This window comes from Vibrio sp. 2092 (assembly GCF_033339635.1).
Lineage (GTDB): Bacteria > Pseudomonadota > Gammaproteobacteria > Enterobacterales > Vibrionaceae > Vibrio > Vibrio alginolyticus.
Map to the genome: position 1 here is coordinate 57,704 of NZ_JAWOUY010000025.1, position 15,563 is coordinate 73,266.

General features: G+C 48.3%; 15 protein-coding genes and 2 pseudogenes. 8 read left to right on the top strand and 9 right to left on the bottom strand.

What is annotated here, in order from left to right; genetic code table 11:
• The first annotated feature begins 18 nt into the window (after nt 1-18).
• The 4 genes from R7P80_RS26880 to R7P80_RS26895 all read left to right on the top strand — a co-directional run bounded on the left by R7P80_RS26880 (nt 19) and on the right by R7P80_RS26895 (nt 3,739).
• Nucleotides 19-753 carry a 5-oxoprolinase subunit PxpA gene (locus R7P80_RS26880; protein WP_225492071.1) on the top strand — a complete coding sequence of 245 codons (735 nt, stop codon included), beginning with the start codon at nt 19-21 and terminating at the stop codon, nt 751-753.
• Entirely contained in the window at nt 750-1,469 is a 720-nt protein-coding gene (gene pxpB, locus R7P80_RS26885) for a 5-oxoprolinase subunit PxpB (protein ID WP_182035735.1), read from the top strand. Before R7P80_RS26880 ends, pxpB begins: the two co-directional genes overlap by 4 nt.
• Nucleotides 1,466-2,428 (top strand): biotin-dependent carboxyltransferase family protein, encoded by a 963-nt coding sequence (locus R7P80_RS26890; protein WP_225492070.1) that lies wholly within the window; start codon nt 1,466-1,468, stop codon nt 2,426-2,428. The genes pxpB and R7P80_RS26890 overlap by 4 nt, the downstream gene beginning before the upstream one ends.
• Nucleotides 2,429-2,497: 69 nt before the next feature.
• Nucleotides 2,498-3,739, top strand: coding sequence for an NRAMP family divalent metal transporter (locus tag R7P80_RS26895; RefSeq protein WP_182035733.1), 1,242 nt, complete (start codon nt 2,498-2,500; stop codon nt 3,737-3,739).
• Between the two features lie 824 nt (nt 3,740-4,563).
• Here the strand turns inward: R7P80_RS26895 and R7P80_RS26900 are convergent.
• The 7 genes and pseudogenes from R7P80_RS26900 to mrkA all read right to left on the bottom strand — a co-directional run.
• Nucleotides 4,564-4,875, bottom strand: a pseudogene (locus tag R7P80_RS26900) (transposase); the annotation flags it as partial.
• A gap of 87 nt (nt 4,876-4,962) precedes the next feature.
• Nucleotides 4,963-5,022 (bottom strand): annotated as a pseudogene (locus R7P80_RS29430) (IS1 family transposase); the annotation flags it as partial.
• A 163-nt stretch (nt 5,023-5,185) separates the two neighbouring features.
• Complete coding sequence (gene mrkF / locus R7P80_RS26910; protein ID WP_225492069.1) at nt 5,186-5,821, bottom strand: fimbrial protein; 636 nt, start codon at nt 5,819-5,821, stop codon at nt 5,186-5,188.
• A 13-nt stretch (nt 5,822-5,834) separates the two neighbouring features.
• The gene (mrkD, locus tag R7P80_RS26915) at nt 5,835-6,833 is read right to left on the bottom strand and encodes a type 3 fimbria adhesin subunit MrkD (RefSeq protein WP_225492068.1); all 999 of its coding nucleotides are present in this window, start codon (nt 6,831-6,833) and stop codon (nt 5,835-5,837) included.
• On the bottom strand, nt 6,824-9,310 hold the full coding sequence (gene mrkC / locus R7P80_RS26920; RefSeq protein WP_225492067.1) for a type 3 fimbria usher protein MrkC: 2,487 nt from the start codon (nt 9,308-9,310) through the stop codon (nt 6,824-6,826). The genes mrkD and mrkC overlap by 10 nt, the downstream gene beginning before the upstream one ends.
• Before the next feature lie 11 nt (nt 9,311-9,321).
• Nucleotides 9,322-10,023, bottom strand: coding sequence for a type 3 fimbria chaperone MrkB (gene mrkB / locus R7P80_RS26925; protein ID WP_000820818.1), 702 nt, complete (start codon nt 10,021-10,023; stop codon nt 9,322-9,324).
• Nucleotides 10,024-10,118: 95 nt separating this feature from the next.
• Nucleotides 10,119-10,727 (bottom strand): type 3 fimbria major subunit MrkA, encoded by a 609-nt coding sequence (mrkA, locus tag R7P80_RS26930; RefSeq protein ID WP_225492066.1) that lies wholly within the window; start codon nt 10,725-10,727, stop codon nt 10,119-10,121.
• Between the two features lie 106 nt (nt 10,728-10,833).
• Here mrkA and R7P80_RS26935 point away from each other — a divergent pair.
• Nucleotides 10,834-11,531 (top strand): IS1-like element IS1B family transposase gene (locus R7P80_RS26935; RefSeq protein ID WP_223844742.1). Its coding sequence is split into 2 segments (ribosomal slippage): nt 10,834-11,083 and nt 11,083-11,531, totalling 699 coding nucleotides; the frame shifts between segments, so codons are not numbered across the junction.
• 217 nt (nt 11,532-11,748) lie between these two features.
• On the top strand, nt 11,749-12,009 hold the full coding sequence (locus R7P80_RS26940; RefSeq protein WP_225492065.1) for a helix-turn-helix domain-containing protein: 261 nt from the start codon (nt 11,749-11,751) through the stop codon (nt 12,007-12,009).
• Nucleotides 12,010-12,470: 461 nt separating this feature from the next.
• On the opposite strand, the gene R7P80_RS26945 is transcribed toward R7P80_RS26940, so the two are convergent.
• Both R7P80_RS26945 and R7P80_RS26950 read right to left on the bottom strand, forming a co-directional pair.
• The gene (locus R7P80_RS26945; protein WP_140134523.1) at nt 12,471-13,052 is read right to left on the bottom strand and encodes a DUF2913 family protein; all 582 of its coding nucleotides are present in this window, start codon (nt 13,050-13,052) and stop codon (nt 12,471-12,473) included.
• A 396-nt stretch (nt 13,053-13,448) separates the two neighbouring features.
• A complete protein-coding gene (locus R7P80_RS26950; RefSeq protein WP_140134590.1) occupies nt 13,449-13,862 on the bottom strand; it encodes a hypothetical protein in 414 nt (137 codons plus the stop codon).
• Nucleotides 13,863-14,372: 510 nt separating this feature from the next.
• Here R7P80_RS26950 and R7P80_RS26955 point away from each other — a divergent pair.
• Nucleotides 14,373-15,185 carry an ATP-binding protein gene (locus R7P80_RS26955; protein WP_140134592.1) on the top strand — a complete coding sequence of 271 codons (813 nt, stop codon included), beginning with the start codon at nt 14,373-14,375 and terminating at the stop codon, nt 15,183-15,185.
• A 127-nt stretch (nt 15,186-15,312) separates the two neighbouring features.
• Nucleotides 15,313-15,563 (top strand): transposase (locus R7P80_RS26960; protein ID WP_206937370.1); only part of this gene is annotated, 251 nt, incomplete at its 3' end.

The following is a 15,563-nucleotide window of genomic DNA, read 5'->3' on the forward strand; positions in this document are numbered from 1 at the left end:
GAAACCAAGGAGAACGTCATGAAAATTAACTGTGATATGGGTGAGAGCTTTGGTCTTTGGCGGTTAGGTTGCGATGAGCAAGTGATGCCTTTTTTAGATATGGCTAATATCGCCTGTGGTATGCATGCGTCAGATCCTGTGGTGATGAAGAAAACAGTGCAGCTAGCAAAGCAGCATGGTGTGATTATTGGCGCTCATCCGGGGTATCCAGATCTGCAAGGCTTTGGCCGTCGTTTTATCGCTATGGAAAAAGACGAGCTGGCCGCGTTTTTTATTTATCAGCTGGGTGCGCTACAGGCTATTTGCCAGAGTGAATCGGTGGTGCTTAGTTATGTTAAACCTCATGGCGCACTGTATAACGCGATGATGAAAGATGATGACGTTTTTCTCGCGCTGCTCTCTGCCCTTAATCAGTACAATTCTGATCTTCCGTTGGTTGTTATGGCTGTTCCGGATTACCGGAGGTATCAAGATTTAGCTGCAACTTACGGTATTCAGCTTTGGTTTGAAGCGTTTGTCGATAGAGCCTATGACGACAGCGGACGTCTTACCCCGCGCTCTGTTTCAGGCTCAAGCCTTACGACGATTGAGCAAATTGAGCAGCAGGCTTTAATGCTAATTGAAGAGCAAGCGGTGATCTCGCTGTCGGGACAGAAAATTGCCATTCATGCCGATACCTTATGCATTCATGGTGATGGGGCATTATCGTTGCCAACGGCGCAAGTTCTGAGTGCGAGGTTAAATCGCCAATGAAGATCTCTGCAGTAAATGAAAACACGTTGATGGTGTATTTTTCGGATTCGGTCAGTCCTGAAACGGCTGAGCAGATCGCGGCAGCAATTCCTGTCATCCGTGAGCAGTTAGGATTGTATGTGGTTGATATCGTACCTTCATATACCTCGATATTAATTAGCTTTGACTTGATCACCATCGGAATTCGCGAATTTAACCTGCGCTTACAGAAGGTTCTGATTGAATGTAGCCGTGCTTCGCTATCTGCGAATCAGGTAAGGTGTATTGAACTACCTGTTTATTATGGGCCTGAAGTTGCGCTGGATGCGCAAGAGATCTGCCGTCATACCGGCTTGTCATTTGATGACGTCGTTAATATCCATGTATCTGCTACATACCGCGTTTACGCGATTGGTTTTGCGCCGGGCTTTGCGTATTTAGGTAATACGGATAAACGGATAGAAATTCCCCGCAAACAAACGCCTCGTTTGAAAGTGCCAGCCGGAAGCTTGGCTATCGCAGATCGGCAAACGGCTATTTACCCGAAGCAGTCTCCGGGGGGGTGGCAAATTATTGGTCGAACCCCCATTAGTTTGATTGATTACCAACGTGAGAATCTAACGGTGTTTGAAATGGGGGCACAAGTTTCATTTACGCCTATTGATAGGGCGACGTTCCTAGACATGGGTGGGGTGCTGCTGCCAGAAGAAATTGCGATGGATGGGGAGGTGGCATGACGCTACGAATTTTAACTGCTGGCCCGTTGAGCCTACTGCAAGACCTTGGTCGATTTGGTCATCAGGCTATCGGGGTGAGTACTGGTGGGCCAATGGATGAACATGCGTTCTTATGGAGTAATCGCCTGTTAGGTAACGACCGTAATGCGGCACAAATTGAGATTGCGATGGGGCAGTTTAGCTGTGAATTCTATGCCGAAACCACAATTGCTTTAACGGGCGCGGATATGGCGGCCACATTGAATGGCCAGCCTATTGCATTCTGGCAGTCTTATCCGGTTCGTCAAGGCGACCAATTAGCACTGCGAGGAGCTCGTTCTGGGATGCGGGCATACCTTGCTGTTCAAGGTGGGTTCAAGGTGCCTACACCACTCAATAGCTGTGCGACTGTCATTCGGGATGAGCTAGGCGGCCTTCAAGGAGTAGGTGAAAAGCTGAATGCCAAGGACTATATCCGGTACTCGGTGAGTCAACCAATGGCGACCAAGCAAGTACTGCCCCAGTTTATTCCGCAATATAGCCAACAAGTGACACTGGAAGTGATCCCCGGTTATCAGTATGACCTATTTACACCAGAGCAACGCCAGCGATTTTTCAATGCGAGTTATACCCTAACACCACAAATGGATAGGATGGGGTGTCGATTATCTGGTGAAGCCATCGAATGCCAAAAGCGTAACCTGATCTCGGAAGGGATCGCCCTTGGCGCGATCCAGATCCCTGCAGATGGGCAGCCGATTGTCTTACTACGAGACAGGCAAACCATTGGCGGTTACCCGAAAATTGGTTGTGTTACAGCTAAAGGGCTGAGCCAACTTGCACAATGCCAACCGGGTGCTGAAATTCGGTTTGTTGAAAAAAACCTCTATGAAGCAGAGGCGGAACATTCGATTCAACAGCAGTTTTTTCACGGCTATGTCGGGAAAAAATGGAGACAAGAACAAACTCTAGTCGGGTGATGTTCATCAAATTATGGAAGAAGCAGCATTCGGATAGGCGCTGCAGAGTAACAATTACAGGAGTAATACATGTCTACAGACAAAGTGATACAGCAACCGGCGAGCGACTCGATCTCAAAGCCGTCAGCTAAAGGGGGCTTTAACTGGTCATTGATCATGGGCGCTGCTTTTTTGATGGCGACCTCTGCAGTTGGTCCAGGATTCCTTACTCAAACCACCGTCTTTACTCAAACACTTGGCGCCAGTTTTGCTTTTGTTATTTTGGTGTCGATCTTTCTTGATATCGGTGCTCAACTAAACATATGGCGGGTAATTGTAGTCTCGAAAAAACGTGCTCAAGACATTGCAAATGATCTGTTACCTGGTTTAGGTTTTGCCATTGCAGGTACTGTTGCGTTGGGGGGACTGGCATTTAATATCGGTAACTTAGGCGGTGCTGGTATGGGAATGAACGTCTTATTTCCAGGGATCACGCCAGTAGCAGGCGCAGCGATTAGTGCGGTGATTGCGATCAGTATCTTTTTATTAAAAGATGCCTCGAAAGAGATGGACCGATTTACCATCGTGATGGGCGCTTCACTGATAGTGATGACGTTATACGTTTTGTTTTCGACCTCACCACCTGTTGGTGAGGCGCTGTATCGTTCTGTTTGGCCTGAGAAGCTCAATGTGTTGGCTATTGTTACTTTGGTTGGTGGTACCGTTGGTGGTTACATCACATTTGCGGGCGCACACCGATTGATCGATGCGGGTGTGACAGGGCAAGAAGCGTTGCCACAGGTTAACCGTGGCTCAATCTCTGCAATAAGCTTGGCATCTGTCGTTCGGGTGGTATTGTTCCTTGCTGCACTTGGGGTCATAAGTACAGGTGTGATCCTTGACCCTGAAAACCCACCAGCATCAATGTTTCAGCATGCAGCAGGCAACATTGGCTACAAATTGTTTGGTTTAGTACTTTGGACTGCTGCTATAACCTCGGTGATCGGTGCGGCATATACCTCTGTATCATTTTTGAAAACACTTCACCCTTTTATTGCTCGCAACACTCGAGGTTTCATTATTGCCTTTATATTAGCGTCGAGCCTTATTTTTTGCTTTATTGGTAAGCCAGTTACTTTATTGATTGTAGCGGGTGCATTGAATGGTTTTATTCTACCCGTCACATTAAGCATTATGCTGATTGCTGCCCGTAAATCTGCCATTGTCGGAGACTATAGACACCCGGTATGGATGTCGGTGTTTGGTTGGTTGATTACCATCATGATGGCAGCAATGAGTCTGTATACACTGTTTATTATGATCTTTGGTTAAGCCTAAACACCGTTAGTAAAAGCCCCACAATGCTTAATACAGGGTGGGGCTTTTTGGGGAACGCAAACTGATCTGCACTTATCAATATAGGACACCAAATTAACGACTTTCCATAATCTTTAGTTATCCATGAATTGCTAATTTAGGAAAGCCACTGACACGTTTTTGTCCAAAGGTGTGCTGACGGGGTATGTAACACGAAATTGCCCCAAAGTTTGTTTCGTCAAAAAGAACAGGATTGTTACTGGTTGAATTTTGACCAAGTATAACTAATCTGACATCCACGATTCACAAAGTACGAAAAATGGGCATCATTGTGCTGTTCTTGTTTCAAGCGCACTCGCTGACTTTTGCCCTGTAAATCAAGTTCAAAGTGTCACAAACTTTCAAAACGATTTTGGGCCATTTAGGTATAGATTTCTTATTAAAACCGTTGCTAACGCTTTCTAGGTAACAGGAAGCCTGATTTTTGATAGCTAACTTACGGATTTACCATAGTAGGAATAATAAACACCCGTTTTTGAGAGGTTCAACATTATTTTTAGGAATGTGGTGGTAGGATGTGTGAAATTGTTTGTATAAGTAATGGAATAAAAATAAAAAAACTAAACATCATGAATTATTAATTCACCGATCTATTTGTTTTTGTCAACATATTCATTTGTTTAATTAATCGATTTATGGAAAGTAATCCTAATGAATAAAATAATCCTTTCAGCTATTGCGGCAACTGTGCTTTCTGGTTGTTCTACAATTGTTAGTAAGTCAGATTATCCGGTCACAATTCACAGTAACCCTGAGGGTGCTACATTTTCTATACCGAATCAACTTGAAGATGCAGGCTTGAGAACCTGAAAATTATCATTAATTCGAGATGCCAAAGAGCCTGCGATCTCTGGAAGAGTCACAGTAAAAAATTGGTCTATTGCCGCCTTGAAGTCCCGTTTACTTTTGAAGTAAACGTTGTTCCTCGACTTCTCATTCATTACTTTCCAAAGCCGCTCTATTGGATTGAGGTTTGGGCTGTAAGGTGGAAGATAATGCAGCTCGATATTAAGGACAAATGCCGCATCTCTGACCAAGTCACTACGGTGATATCCCGCACCCATATCAATGATTTTCTGGTGCGTACCGGGTTGAGAAGCGGTGTAAGTGAACTGCAGTTGCCATGTTTTACGGCAGTGAGAGCAGAGATAGCGCTGATGTCCGGCAGTGCTTTTGCCGTTACGCACCACCCCGTCAGTAGCTGAACGGGAGGGACAGCTGATAGAAACAGAAGCCACTGGAGCACCTCAAAAACACCATCATACACTAAATCAGTAAGTTGGCAGCATCACCGGTTTGCTATCCAGGGACATTACTGGCGGGAAGTCAGTATTGAACAACTGGTCGCCGATGATATTGCCATGTAAAAAAAGCCGGGAATTCCCGGCTTTTTAACGTCACTTAATTATAAACTAATTCCCACGTTGCCCAGCTGGTAATCGGCCCGCTGGTGGCGCTTTTCGGCGTTGGCGAAACATAGCCAACGTAATAGGTGAACAGGCCGCCGCTGACCGCGCTTTCCTGCAAACGCACCTGATTTTGCTGCGGGTCCGCCGGGACAATTTTATTACTCTTATCCAGAGTATTATTATCGTTAGTCGATAGCGCCAGATAAATATTCTGCGCTCCATCCGGCAAGGTATTAGCCAGATACCCGGCGTTTTCGTTACCGACCGCCGTCAGTAAAAAACCATCGACCCAGCGCACGCTGACCCGACGCACCTCATCCTGCGAGGCTGCCCCACCATCATGGCGCAGCTGGCAGTTTGACAGTGCCAGGGTAAACGGCTGCGGTTTCATAAACGCCCCGGCACCGCGATCGTGGACTTCCGCCAGGCTGACCGGCGTCAGCCAGACATTACCGCTGCCGGCATGCTGGCCGCCGTTTAGCGCGACGCTACAGGAAATATCCGTCACCCGCCCGGCAAAATCGACCCGTCCGCGATCGTAATTGGTCTCAAAACCCCACGCCGAGGGGGCGGCGAGGCTGCCGCAAAATAGCAGCCACGCGATAGTGTTTTTCGGCAATCCCTTCATTCCCCCTCCCGTATTAATCGTACGTCAGGTTAAAGATCATATGCGACTCCACCTCGCCGGTGCTGGTCGTCGGGCCATACTGATAAAAACGCGCGTGCAGCGGTATGGTGATGTAGCGGGTCTCCTGATTATTCAAGCGGCCGACGGTGTATTTCTTATTAAACTGCAGCGGGGAGCCATCCTTCAGCACCTGGATGCCAATGCCTTTCGCCATCCCGCTGCCGGCTTTTTCATTCAGCAAGGCGCCCATGGTAGCGGTAGTGCTGGTGGCCAGGGTACCGGAGAACGAGGTGCTAATGTTGGCATATCCCGTTTCACTCAGGCCGCCGCTGCACTGCAGGTCGATATTAAAATCCTTCCCGCCGGCGGTGGTGCCGACCCCTTTCAGGTCGGTGCGCCGGATGGAACCCACATCGACATTCATATTTTTCCCGCTCAGCACCGAACAGGAGGGCGAGACCACGGTGATGGCGTTGGCGCTCAGATAGGTTTCGAGCATCGGGTTACCGCCGCTCTCCCAGTCGTAGGAGGTGTACTTACCCGCCGCCAGGGTGCCGCTGCCGGTGGTTGCCGCGGTTTTGATAATCTCCAGCGTAAAGCGCGACCCTTCGAGGGAATAAGATTTGGGGATGATATATACCCGGGACGAAAAGACGTCGGGATAGACGATATTTACCGTTGCGCCGTCGCGGCTGAAACGCATGCCGATTCCCGGCACGTTGGTGGAGTAGATTTTATTTCCAAGGTCCGTGGCCCCTGGCGACACGATCTTCGCCGCAAAGCGGTTGGTGCCGTAAGTACAGCGATAGCTTGCCCCGCCGGGAGCGCTTATCGTCCAGTTGCGGGTAAGGATCACCGAGCCCACCGGCAGATCCGGGGGCACCACCACCCTGCCCACCACCATGTCCAGCATCACCGTTGGCGATGAGAGACGCGTACAGTCGGCCCAGGACGAGGTGGTTCCCAGCGGCATTAAGACGATAAAAAGCGTTAGTAATTTCCTCAGCGACATACGCTATCCTTTGTTGTTTGCTGTCCCAGATCCACCGAACACTGCCCGCCGCTCCACTTCACAATCGCGCGTTTGGCGTTCGCATCGTTGATAAACATCATGCTGCCCTGGCCGACAACGCCGATCTCCTTGCCGTCGGGGGAGAAAATACTTGCCGCAAACGGCAACGGCTCGTGGTTCGCCTGGCGCGCCTGCAGGGTGAGGTTGTTCTGCACCTTAGTGCCGAACGCGACCTTAACCACGCTGCCTTCCCACGGCACAACCTGCGCCACGGTGCGATCGAAGGCCACGTCGTCATGGCTGCCTTTAGGGTCGATTTCCACGGCGTTAATCCGGTACGGGCGCAGATACGGCAGGATGGCGTAACCATTGCTGTCCACACGGGTGCCCGGCGATCCCGGAAGCATCGCGCCGGCCGCGTCTTTGGCTTCAATCAGGGCCATCGTCGAGCCGCTTTCCGGTGAGAGCACCACGCCGCCGCTGTGGGCGATCATCGTCCCGCTGGCGCCAATGCCGCTCTGACGATAGCCTTCGCCCTGGCTGTAGCTGCCGTTGAGGGTGGTCCATGGCGTACGGTAGCTACCGTTGAGCGCCACATCATGCTGACCGCCGGTGGCAGTGGTGGTCGACACGCCGTAGTTAAGGTTGTTTTCACTGTCCAGCGAACCGTTGATACCAATCTGCGAGCTGGCAAAGCGCGAGTTATTGAACGAGGTGTTCGACGTCAGGTTGGCGGTGCGGTTATCGCCAAACAACAGCGGGTAGCTGAAGTTGAGTGAAATACGATCGTCGCGACGATGACCGGAGCTGTCTGGCGTATAGACGCGCTGCGCGCTCGCCGACCAGGAGAGACGACCAAATGAATTGTTGTAGCTGACCTGATACTGCTTCTCGGTCCCGGAGCGGTTCCAGTAATCGGAGATACGGCCGCTGAGATAAAACCCGCCCCAGCCGTCCGGCAGGTTCTGGTTCACCGTGAAGGTCATGCCGTTTTTTTGCCGCCACAGGGTGTAGTTGCTGCGACTATTTTTTTCCTGATCGACGGCGTACAGCGCGTCGTTGAGGTTGTAATAACCTTTCGTCGAGTAGCGATACGCCGCCAACACGATGCTGGTCTGGGTATCGGTAAACATGCGGTTAAAGGTCGCGCGATAGCTCTGACCCGAGTCATCATGGGCATCGCTCTTCAACCGCGAATGGGTGACGTCAAAAGAGAGCGCGCCGATGCCGGTGTTCATCCCGGTCCCCACCAGGAAGGCCTGATAGTCGTCAAAACCGGTGACCCCGGTGTAGCCGGTCAACAGGTTGTTGATCCCGTGCTGCCAGGTCGCCTGATAGAGCATCGGCTTGTTGCGCAGCGCGCTGTCGTCCACTTTACCGGCGGAGAGCGCGTAGCGGGTCATGCCCGGGCGCAGCAGCTGAGCAACGGAGGCGTAAGGCACGCTAAACACTTCTACCGAGCCATCCGCTTCTTTCACCGAGACCTCAAGATCGCTGTCATAGCCGGAAGGATAGACATCCTGCAGGGTAAACGGTCCGGGCGGAACGGTGGTCTGATAGATAATATTGCTGCCCTGACGCACGGTGACGAGGGCGTTGCTCTGCGCCACGCCGCGAATTTCCGGAGCATACGAGCGCATGCCGTCCGGGAACATATTGTCATCGGTGGAAAGATTAACCCCGCGCAGACCGATGGTGTCGAAAAATTCACCATTGGTGAAAATCTGCCCGCCGCTGACGATGGAGTTGAGCTGTGGGATAGGGCGCTGGAGATAGGTCTGGTTGCTGTTCCAGTGCGCTTTACCCTGCTGCTGCTGCCAGTTCAGGTTGCCGATGTGCTTCAGCAGCCAGCCGTCCCACGACAGTCCGGCGTTGACGCCCAGATAGGCGCTGCTGTTATCCGACCCGCCCACCGAAGAGGTATGGCTGTTCCAGGCGTTCGCCATCCAGCCAAGATTGAGCGCGGTAATACCTTTGTCCCAGAACTCCGGGCTGACATAGTTTTTCAGGCGTTGATCTTCATAGATCTGCGGTACCGAAATGTTCAACCGCAGGGAGGACTGGACCAGGTTGTCTTTGACGTTTTCTTCGTTGCGCCAGGATTTGAGGCTACCGCAGTAGCCCTCCTGCTCGCTCAGCTGCGGATTGAGCTTTTCCGCCGCGATGCCATATTGGGCCAGCATCGCTTTGGTGTAGCAGACGCCCAGCCGACCATCTTTATCGCGCGCGATGCGTAAATCGTAGCGCCCTTTCCACTCGTCGTTGGTGTAGACGTCAAGGGAGTAAGTGCCTTCGGTAATCGCGCTGGTCGAAAAGCGCGACAGATCGACCTTTTCGCGACTGCCGACAATAAAGCCGTCGTTAAACTGATATACCGTTCCCGGGTTTTCCTGTCCGCTGGAAAATGGCGGAAAGCAGCACAGCGCGATGGCGATCGCGGTGCTTAATCTTCCCGGGCAGAATGACCTCTGCTTCATTAGCTTTTCCCTTATTTAACGGCCACTTTCACTGCGACATCGGCGCCATAGTCATTAATGTTGTTAACGGTCAGGGTTTCGCCGCGGTTGACGGCGGAGGAGAGCGCCACCGTCTGGCTGGACTGCGGCGCCAGCATCACTGTTTTGCTGTTCAGCGCTTTACCGCCGTCGCGGGAAATACGGCTGACGGTAATGTAGAACGGCGTCGGGTTGTTGATGGCGAGACTACTGCCGCTGGCGGTCAGGGTCAGCTTCTCGGCCGCCGCATCGCGGTTGCCCAGTCCGGCAGGACGATAAATAAATTTAAAGCGCGAACGGATCGCCAGCTGCAGCACGTTCTGGCCTTCATTTTTCTGATTGGCCACCACCGGCGGAATTTCCAGCAGATTCAGCCACCACAGCGTCTCTTTATCTTTCGCCAGACCGGCGCTGCTACCGAGCTTAATACGCAGCGTCTGGCCGCTCTTGGCGTCAACGCGCGAAATCGGCGGGGTGATAATAAACGGGGTGGTAATGGTATCCGGTGTGGCATCGGCATCGCCGTTATCCAGCCAGGCCTGCGCCAGCGCCGGACGGTCGGCGTTATTTGAAAGCTGTACCGTTATTTCTTTTTCATTTCCTGGATAAATAAAGCGGGTACCGTTAACAATAATATTGTTGGCATGGGCCGCAAAACTAAAAATGAAACAGAAAAAAAGGGCAATACGCTTCATGCTGACCTCAGAATAAAAATACAAGCGGCGGACATTGCCGCTTTATTATTGTTATTAACTGCCCCATCGCGGGGCAGTTTTATTTTCTGACGGAATTACTGGTAAGTAATTTCGTAAGTCGCGTAGCTGTTAACCACACCGGTGGTTACCGTGCTCGGCGCGCTGGTGGCGTAGCCTACGTAGTAGGTGAAACGCGCGCCATCAGCTACAGCGGAAGCGTCGCCTTTCGCTTTCGGCTGAGTGCTGTCACCCGGGATGATTTTGTTGGTCAGCGCGGTAGCGTTGTCAGTAGACAGCACCAGCTGGATGTTCTGAGCACCGGAAGCTTCGGTGTTCGTCAGGTAGCCCTGTTGTGTGCTGGTTGCGCCAGCCAGCAGGTTACCGCCGGTCCAGTTCACGCCCAGTTTGCTTACGTCATCCTGTATAGTGCCATCAGCAGCCTGGCAGTTAGAGACGTCAATGGTGAAAGATTTCGGTTTCAGGTAAGTATCCGGTGCTGCCGCTTTAACTTCAGTCAGGGTTACCGGAGACAGGTAAACGTTCGCATCGCTGCCCTGGCCGTTAACGGAAACAGTACAGGATACATCGGTAACTTTACCGAAGAAATTAACCTGGCCGCCGCCAACAGTGGTATCAGCTGCATGGGCAGCAGTCATGCCAAAAAACGCGGTTGCCATTGCTGCAGAGAGAAGAACCTTTTTCATTGTCATTTCCTTGTCAGAGTGAATTACAAAGCCGACAAGTATACATTTTTTCGGTGATGCTGCCAACTACTGATTTAGTGTATGATGGTGTTTTTGAGGTGCTCCAGTGGCTTCTGTTTCTATCAGCTGTCCCTCCCGTTCAGCTACTGACGGGGTGGTGCGTAACGGCAAAAGCACTGCCGGACATCAGCGCTATCTCTGCTCTCACTGCCGTAAAACATGGCAACTGCAGTTCACTTACACCGCTTCTCAACCCGGTACGCACCAGAAAATCATTGATATGGCCATGAATGGCGTTGGATGCCGGGCAACCGCCCGCATTATGGGCGTTGGCCTCAACACGATTTTCCGCCATTTAAAAAACTCAGGCCGCAGTCGGTAACCTCGCGCATACAGCCGGGCAGTGACGTCATCGTCTGCGCGGAAATGGACGAACAGTGGGGCTATGTCGGGGCTAAATCGCGCCAGCGCTGGCTGTTTTACGCGTATGACAGGCTCCGGAAGACGGTTGTTGCGCACGTATTCGGTGAACGCACTATGGCGACGCTGGGGCGTCTTATGAGCCTGCTGTCACCCTTTGACGTGGTGATATGGATGACGGATGGCTGGCCGCTGTATGAATCCCGCCTGAAGGGAAAGCTGCACGTAATCAGCAAGCGATATACGCAGCGAATTGAGCGGCATAACCTGAATCTGAGGCAGCACCTGGCACGGCTGGGACGGAAGTCGCTGTCGTTCTCAAAATCGGTGGAGCTGCATGACAAAGTCATCGGGCATTATCTGAACATAAAACACTATCAATAAGTTGGAGTCATTACCGGCTCTTGCTTGGCTCTATGATTTAGTTCTCACCAAGCTGACCCCGTAATACATATCATAAAAAGTAACAAAAAACGGTCTAAACATTCCTGTAGTGTGACCCTGGGTTGGCATAAAAAGGTTTGTTTGTCCAGTATTTCTAAACATAAGCACTGTAAAGTAATGCTAAACATGCCGTCAACTAATATCAGTGGCGCATGTGATGATAAATTACCGACTCAAACCCATTAGGACGCAAGCAAAGCTTTCTCAGGAGAAGCTGGGCGTTCTTGCGGGCCTAGACGAAACCACGGCCAGATCGCGTATATCTCAGTACGAAACCGGCACTTACAGACCTACCTTTGAAATGGTGTACTCAATTGCTGCCATCCTCGATGTACCAGAGTGCTACTTCTATATTGTTGATGATGATTTTGCCGAAGAGGTTTTGCAGCTTTACAGAAGTAAAAAACGCCAAAAATAAACCTTTCGACCAAAATCAATGGCCAAATGGAAAACCTCCATTTAGTAACAAGTCAGTAACAATAAACTCCCCTCTTTTCCGCATAGAAAACTGTACCTTTCACGGCTTATGTACCGCTTTTATGGCGAACCTTCTCGGCGTGGTGCCGATAAGGGGGCGTTACGTTAAATCGGACGCCCTTTTTGTGCGTAGGTGGTCGATTTACCATAACGGCACTTTGTGCGCATCAAGCCAAAGCCTAATCTTGAGGCAATCCTTTTAGCTAGCGCTATCTTAACCGAAGCGCTAGCTCTCCCAAACTCACTTTGCCATACAAAAAGTAATTTATGAATTGCTAATTTAAGTAGATGCTCTAGCTGATTTCTGTCCAAAAGCGTTTTCTTGATGCACTCCATTGACAATCAAGCCCGTATTGCCTCGTAGCGAAGTGTTATATAAGCGTTATCGTCGGTTGCTCTGTTTTAAGCAGGGTGTACTAAAATATGAGCCTGATGTATCTCTGCGTTCCACTCTTTCATTTCAGCAAGGAACAGGCCGTGATCGTTAATCGAATTAATTAGCTCCGGTGCGCGATCTAACTGGATAAGCATCGACAGTGGTGTTACTTGGTTGTGTTCTTGGTCAAAACCGTGCTCGACTTGCTCCTCTAACATGTAAAGAATACCAGGCTCCGCTTCGCCACCTTCTTCAAATAATCGTGACTCGATACCTTCTTCGTCATAAAGGTGTACGAGTAGGTTATAGAGCTTTTCAGCCCCGACGAGTTTCGTTTGATTCGATTGTGCGCAGAGTTGATGTAATCTCATTTCTAGGTTTCCGCCTTTTTTTCTCGCTACGCTGAGCATCAGTTTGATGTCTTTTTTGATATTCGATAAGGACTTATCGTTGAGCTTTGGCTTGAGGTATTTTATCAAAATTTCATTGCGCGTTGTGACTGGAACAAAACGGGGTGATCCTGATACTTTACACAACAAATGGAGCAAGGCGTGGGTAATAACGTCATGTAGATTGTGGTAGTAGTCAAAGTCTCGTTTGATTTGCATAGCCAAGATAATTTTGTGGTTTGATTGTTAGGATATGGGGACTCGTTGTTATTTATCAATCACAATACTGACTCAGGAAGAAATTTTCCTTATTTCTCGTTATTAATGAATTTCTAATATTCGATTTTCCGAAAATGATAATTGTCCAGAGACGTGCTAGAGCTGTAAGGTAATAGCTGTGCTTCCCACATAAAAAGTTCGCTACTTTAATGTGAAAATTAAGATCTTTCCCAACCAGCCCTCCTCCAAAGCCCTTATAAATAAAGGGCTAACGGCTTACATTGGACTTTTCGCTGAAATGGGCGCAAAACCCCTGTTATTATCCATTGCCCCGTTAATACTAAGATAAACTCAAACCAAAATGCCCAGTGTTGATAATCACTATCGCACAATTTATTAGTTAACTTTATCTAAGAACAAGTCAGGCACGAGTGCACGAGGAACCTTCACTTCTCCTACGCTTTGCCCATCAGCCAGTTTTACTTGTTCACTTTCATGCGTCAAAGCAAACAAAGCAAACTGGATGACAACTAAGGAAAATATGAAATGGCAAGCTACATATGAAAGAAGCGACTTACGCCTTGAAACAAAGGATTTGAACAAAATTACGTAGTTTATAACCATCAAATATATTGCGCATAAACAAAAAACCACGCCTATAAACGAGTACAAATACTTTACGACTGTTATCGTGGATGATTCATACAAATTCACCACACCCGCATAGAACAAAACACCGCAGTATAGAAAGTTTCGAATCCCATCAAAAACTTCTTTGACACTATCTTTATCATCGTACCACTTTGACACCTGATTACTCCCTAAAAGCTATTTCTTTTCACCTTTTGAGCTAGCAAGGTAACATTTTGGCTGCAGCCGGTCATATTGTTTCGCTCGAACGCTGGAAATTATGATTATGGACATTGTTCAACAGGAACAATGGTAACTGCCTTGTTTTCGGGTTGCTTTAAGCTAAACTGTCAAACACAGCAATCAGTTATTTACCTATTAATTATCAATAACTTATATCAAAACACACTTCAAAAACGTGAAAACCAAATCTGTAAAACTGTTTAGTATTTAAGATTTATTATAAATCTGAGGCTTTTCACGCGTAGTTAGTAAAATAACATAGAAAATATCACGTGTTACAGCGTCACATAACATTTAAACTAGCACGTTTGGTGACAGCGTAACTACATGCACGCTCATTATTTAAACGAAATGTATTGTATATGAGTATGAGTATCAATATCATCATAACGCTCCTTGGTTATTCACACTCATTGATATATCTGTCAGACAAATAGTTTCCAAACCATGTTTAAAAATATAAACACGCTAGTATTAAAGTTAATTATCTGCGGTTCTTTCATGCTTCCATCTGTGATGTTTATGTTCTATAAAGTTTCGTTTGGAACACTAACCATCTTATTTGTATGGTTATCTTTGATTGGATATTTTGGCTTTAAAGCATTTGAAAATCATATAATTAACAGAACACTAAAAAGTGTCCATGTGCAAGTAAACGCAATGAACCATACGATTAATGAGGCAATTATTTCTTCTTCTAAGAAGAATGAGAAAATAAATTTAGCTGATTCCTTATCTATAAAAGAATCACTATATTCTATTGCCTCAATCAGTCCCTTCAATAATAGCCCTTCCATGATTTACCATAGTGTAGAACCATTGTTATCGGTTACATTAAATGAATACGGTACTCTGGCAAATCATTACGGCATTAAGTTCGATTACGACTTCTCCGCAGACTCAAAGATTCGGGTAATAAAGCTATGCCCAAGCACTCTAAACAAGGTATTGAGTATTGTCCTTTCAAACGCCATTAGCGTGTCAGGAAAAGGAGATCGAATAAGAGTGATGACAAGACTATCTCAATCCCACTACTCAGTTATTGTTGTGGACGATAGTTCAGGGATAACCCCCAAAACGCTTACAAAGATAGAAAATAGAGAAACGCTATCTTGCGGAAGGAGAGTCGATATTCATAATCGAATCCATTATGGATTGGGACTGATATCTCTTAAAAGGCTGGCTAATGGAAGGGATATATCTATTCATTCAGACCTAGTAGACTCAAAGCACTGTGTAGTTATTAACATAAAGAGATGAATTTCAGCTATTGGAAAATCCAGATGCTCTAGTTTTTGAACTAATGAACGGAAATATAAATAAGAGCCTATCCCAAAAGGAATTATCGTATAATATAATGAATAACGATAATTTCTGAGGGCAACGTATGGCAGGCAACAAGTGGCAAATCAGTGATGAACTCTGGGAGAAAATGGCTCCTCTCATCCCGGAGCATAAAACTCACCATCCTCTGGGTACGCACCGCAAGCGGGTTGATAATCGCGCTGCAATGAACGCCATCTTCTTCGTACTCAGGACGGGTTGCCAGTGGAATGCGCTGAATGCCACCGGTATATGCTCGTCAAGCTCTGCTCATCGCCGATTTCAGGAGTGGCGGGATGCTGGCGTATTTGAACG

Excerpts from the sequence above, each read along its gene's own strand:
- R7P80_RS26880 (WP_225492071.1), top strand. The coding sequence starts at position 19 with ATGAAAATTAACTGTGATATGGGTGAGAGCTTTGGTCTTTGGCGGTTA.
- pxpB (WP_182035735.1), top strand. The coding sequence starts at position 750 with ATGAAGATCTCTGCAGTAAATGAAAACACGTTGATGGTGTATTTTTCG.
- R7P80_RS26890 (WP_225492070.1), top strand. The coding sequence starts at position 1,466 with ATGACGCTACGAATTTTAACTGCTGGCCCGTTGAGCCTACTGCAAGAC.
- R7P80_RS26895 (WP_182035733.1), top strand. The coding sequence starts at position 2,498 with ATGTCTACAGACAAAGTGATACAGCAACCGGCGAGCGACTCGATCTCA.
- mrkF (WP_225492069.1), bottom strand. The coding sequence starts at position 5,821 with ATGAAGGGATTGCCGAAAAACACTATCGCGTGGCTGCTATTTTGCGGC.
- mrkD (WP_225492068.1), bottom strand. The coding sequence starts at position 6,833 with ATGTCGCTGAGGAAATTACTAACGCTTTTTATCGTCTTAATGCCGCTG.
- mrkC (WP_225492067.1), bottom strand. The coding sequence starts at position 9,310 with ATGAAGCAGAGGTCATTCTGCCCGGGAAGATTAAGCACCGCGATCGCC.
- mrkB (WP_000820818.1), bottom strand. The coding sequence starts at position 10,023 with ATGAAGCGTATTGCCCTTTTTTTCTGTTTCATTTTTAGTTTTGCGGCC.
- mrkA (WP_225492066.1), bottom strand. The coding sequence starts at position 10,727 with ATGAAAAAGGTTCTTCTCTCTGCAGCAATGGCAACCGCGTTTTTTGGC.
- R7P80_RS26940 (WP_225492065.1), top strand. The coding sequence starts at position 11,749 with ATGATAAATTACCGACTCAAACCCATTAGGACGCAAGCAAAGCTTTCT.
- R7P80_RS26945 (WP_140134523.1), bottom strand. The coding sequence starts at position 13,052 with ATGCAAATCAAACGAGACTTTGACTACTACCACAATCTACATGACGTT.
- R7P80_RS26955 (WP_140134592.1), top strand. The coding sequence starts at position 14,373 with ATGTTTAAAAATATAAACACGCTAGTATTAAAGTTAATTATCTGCGGT.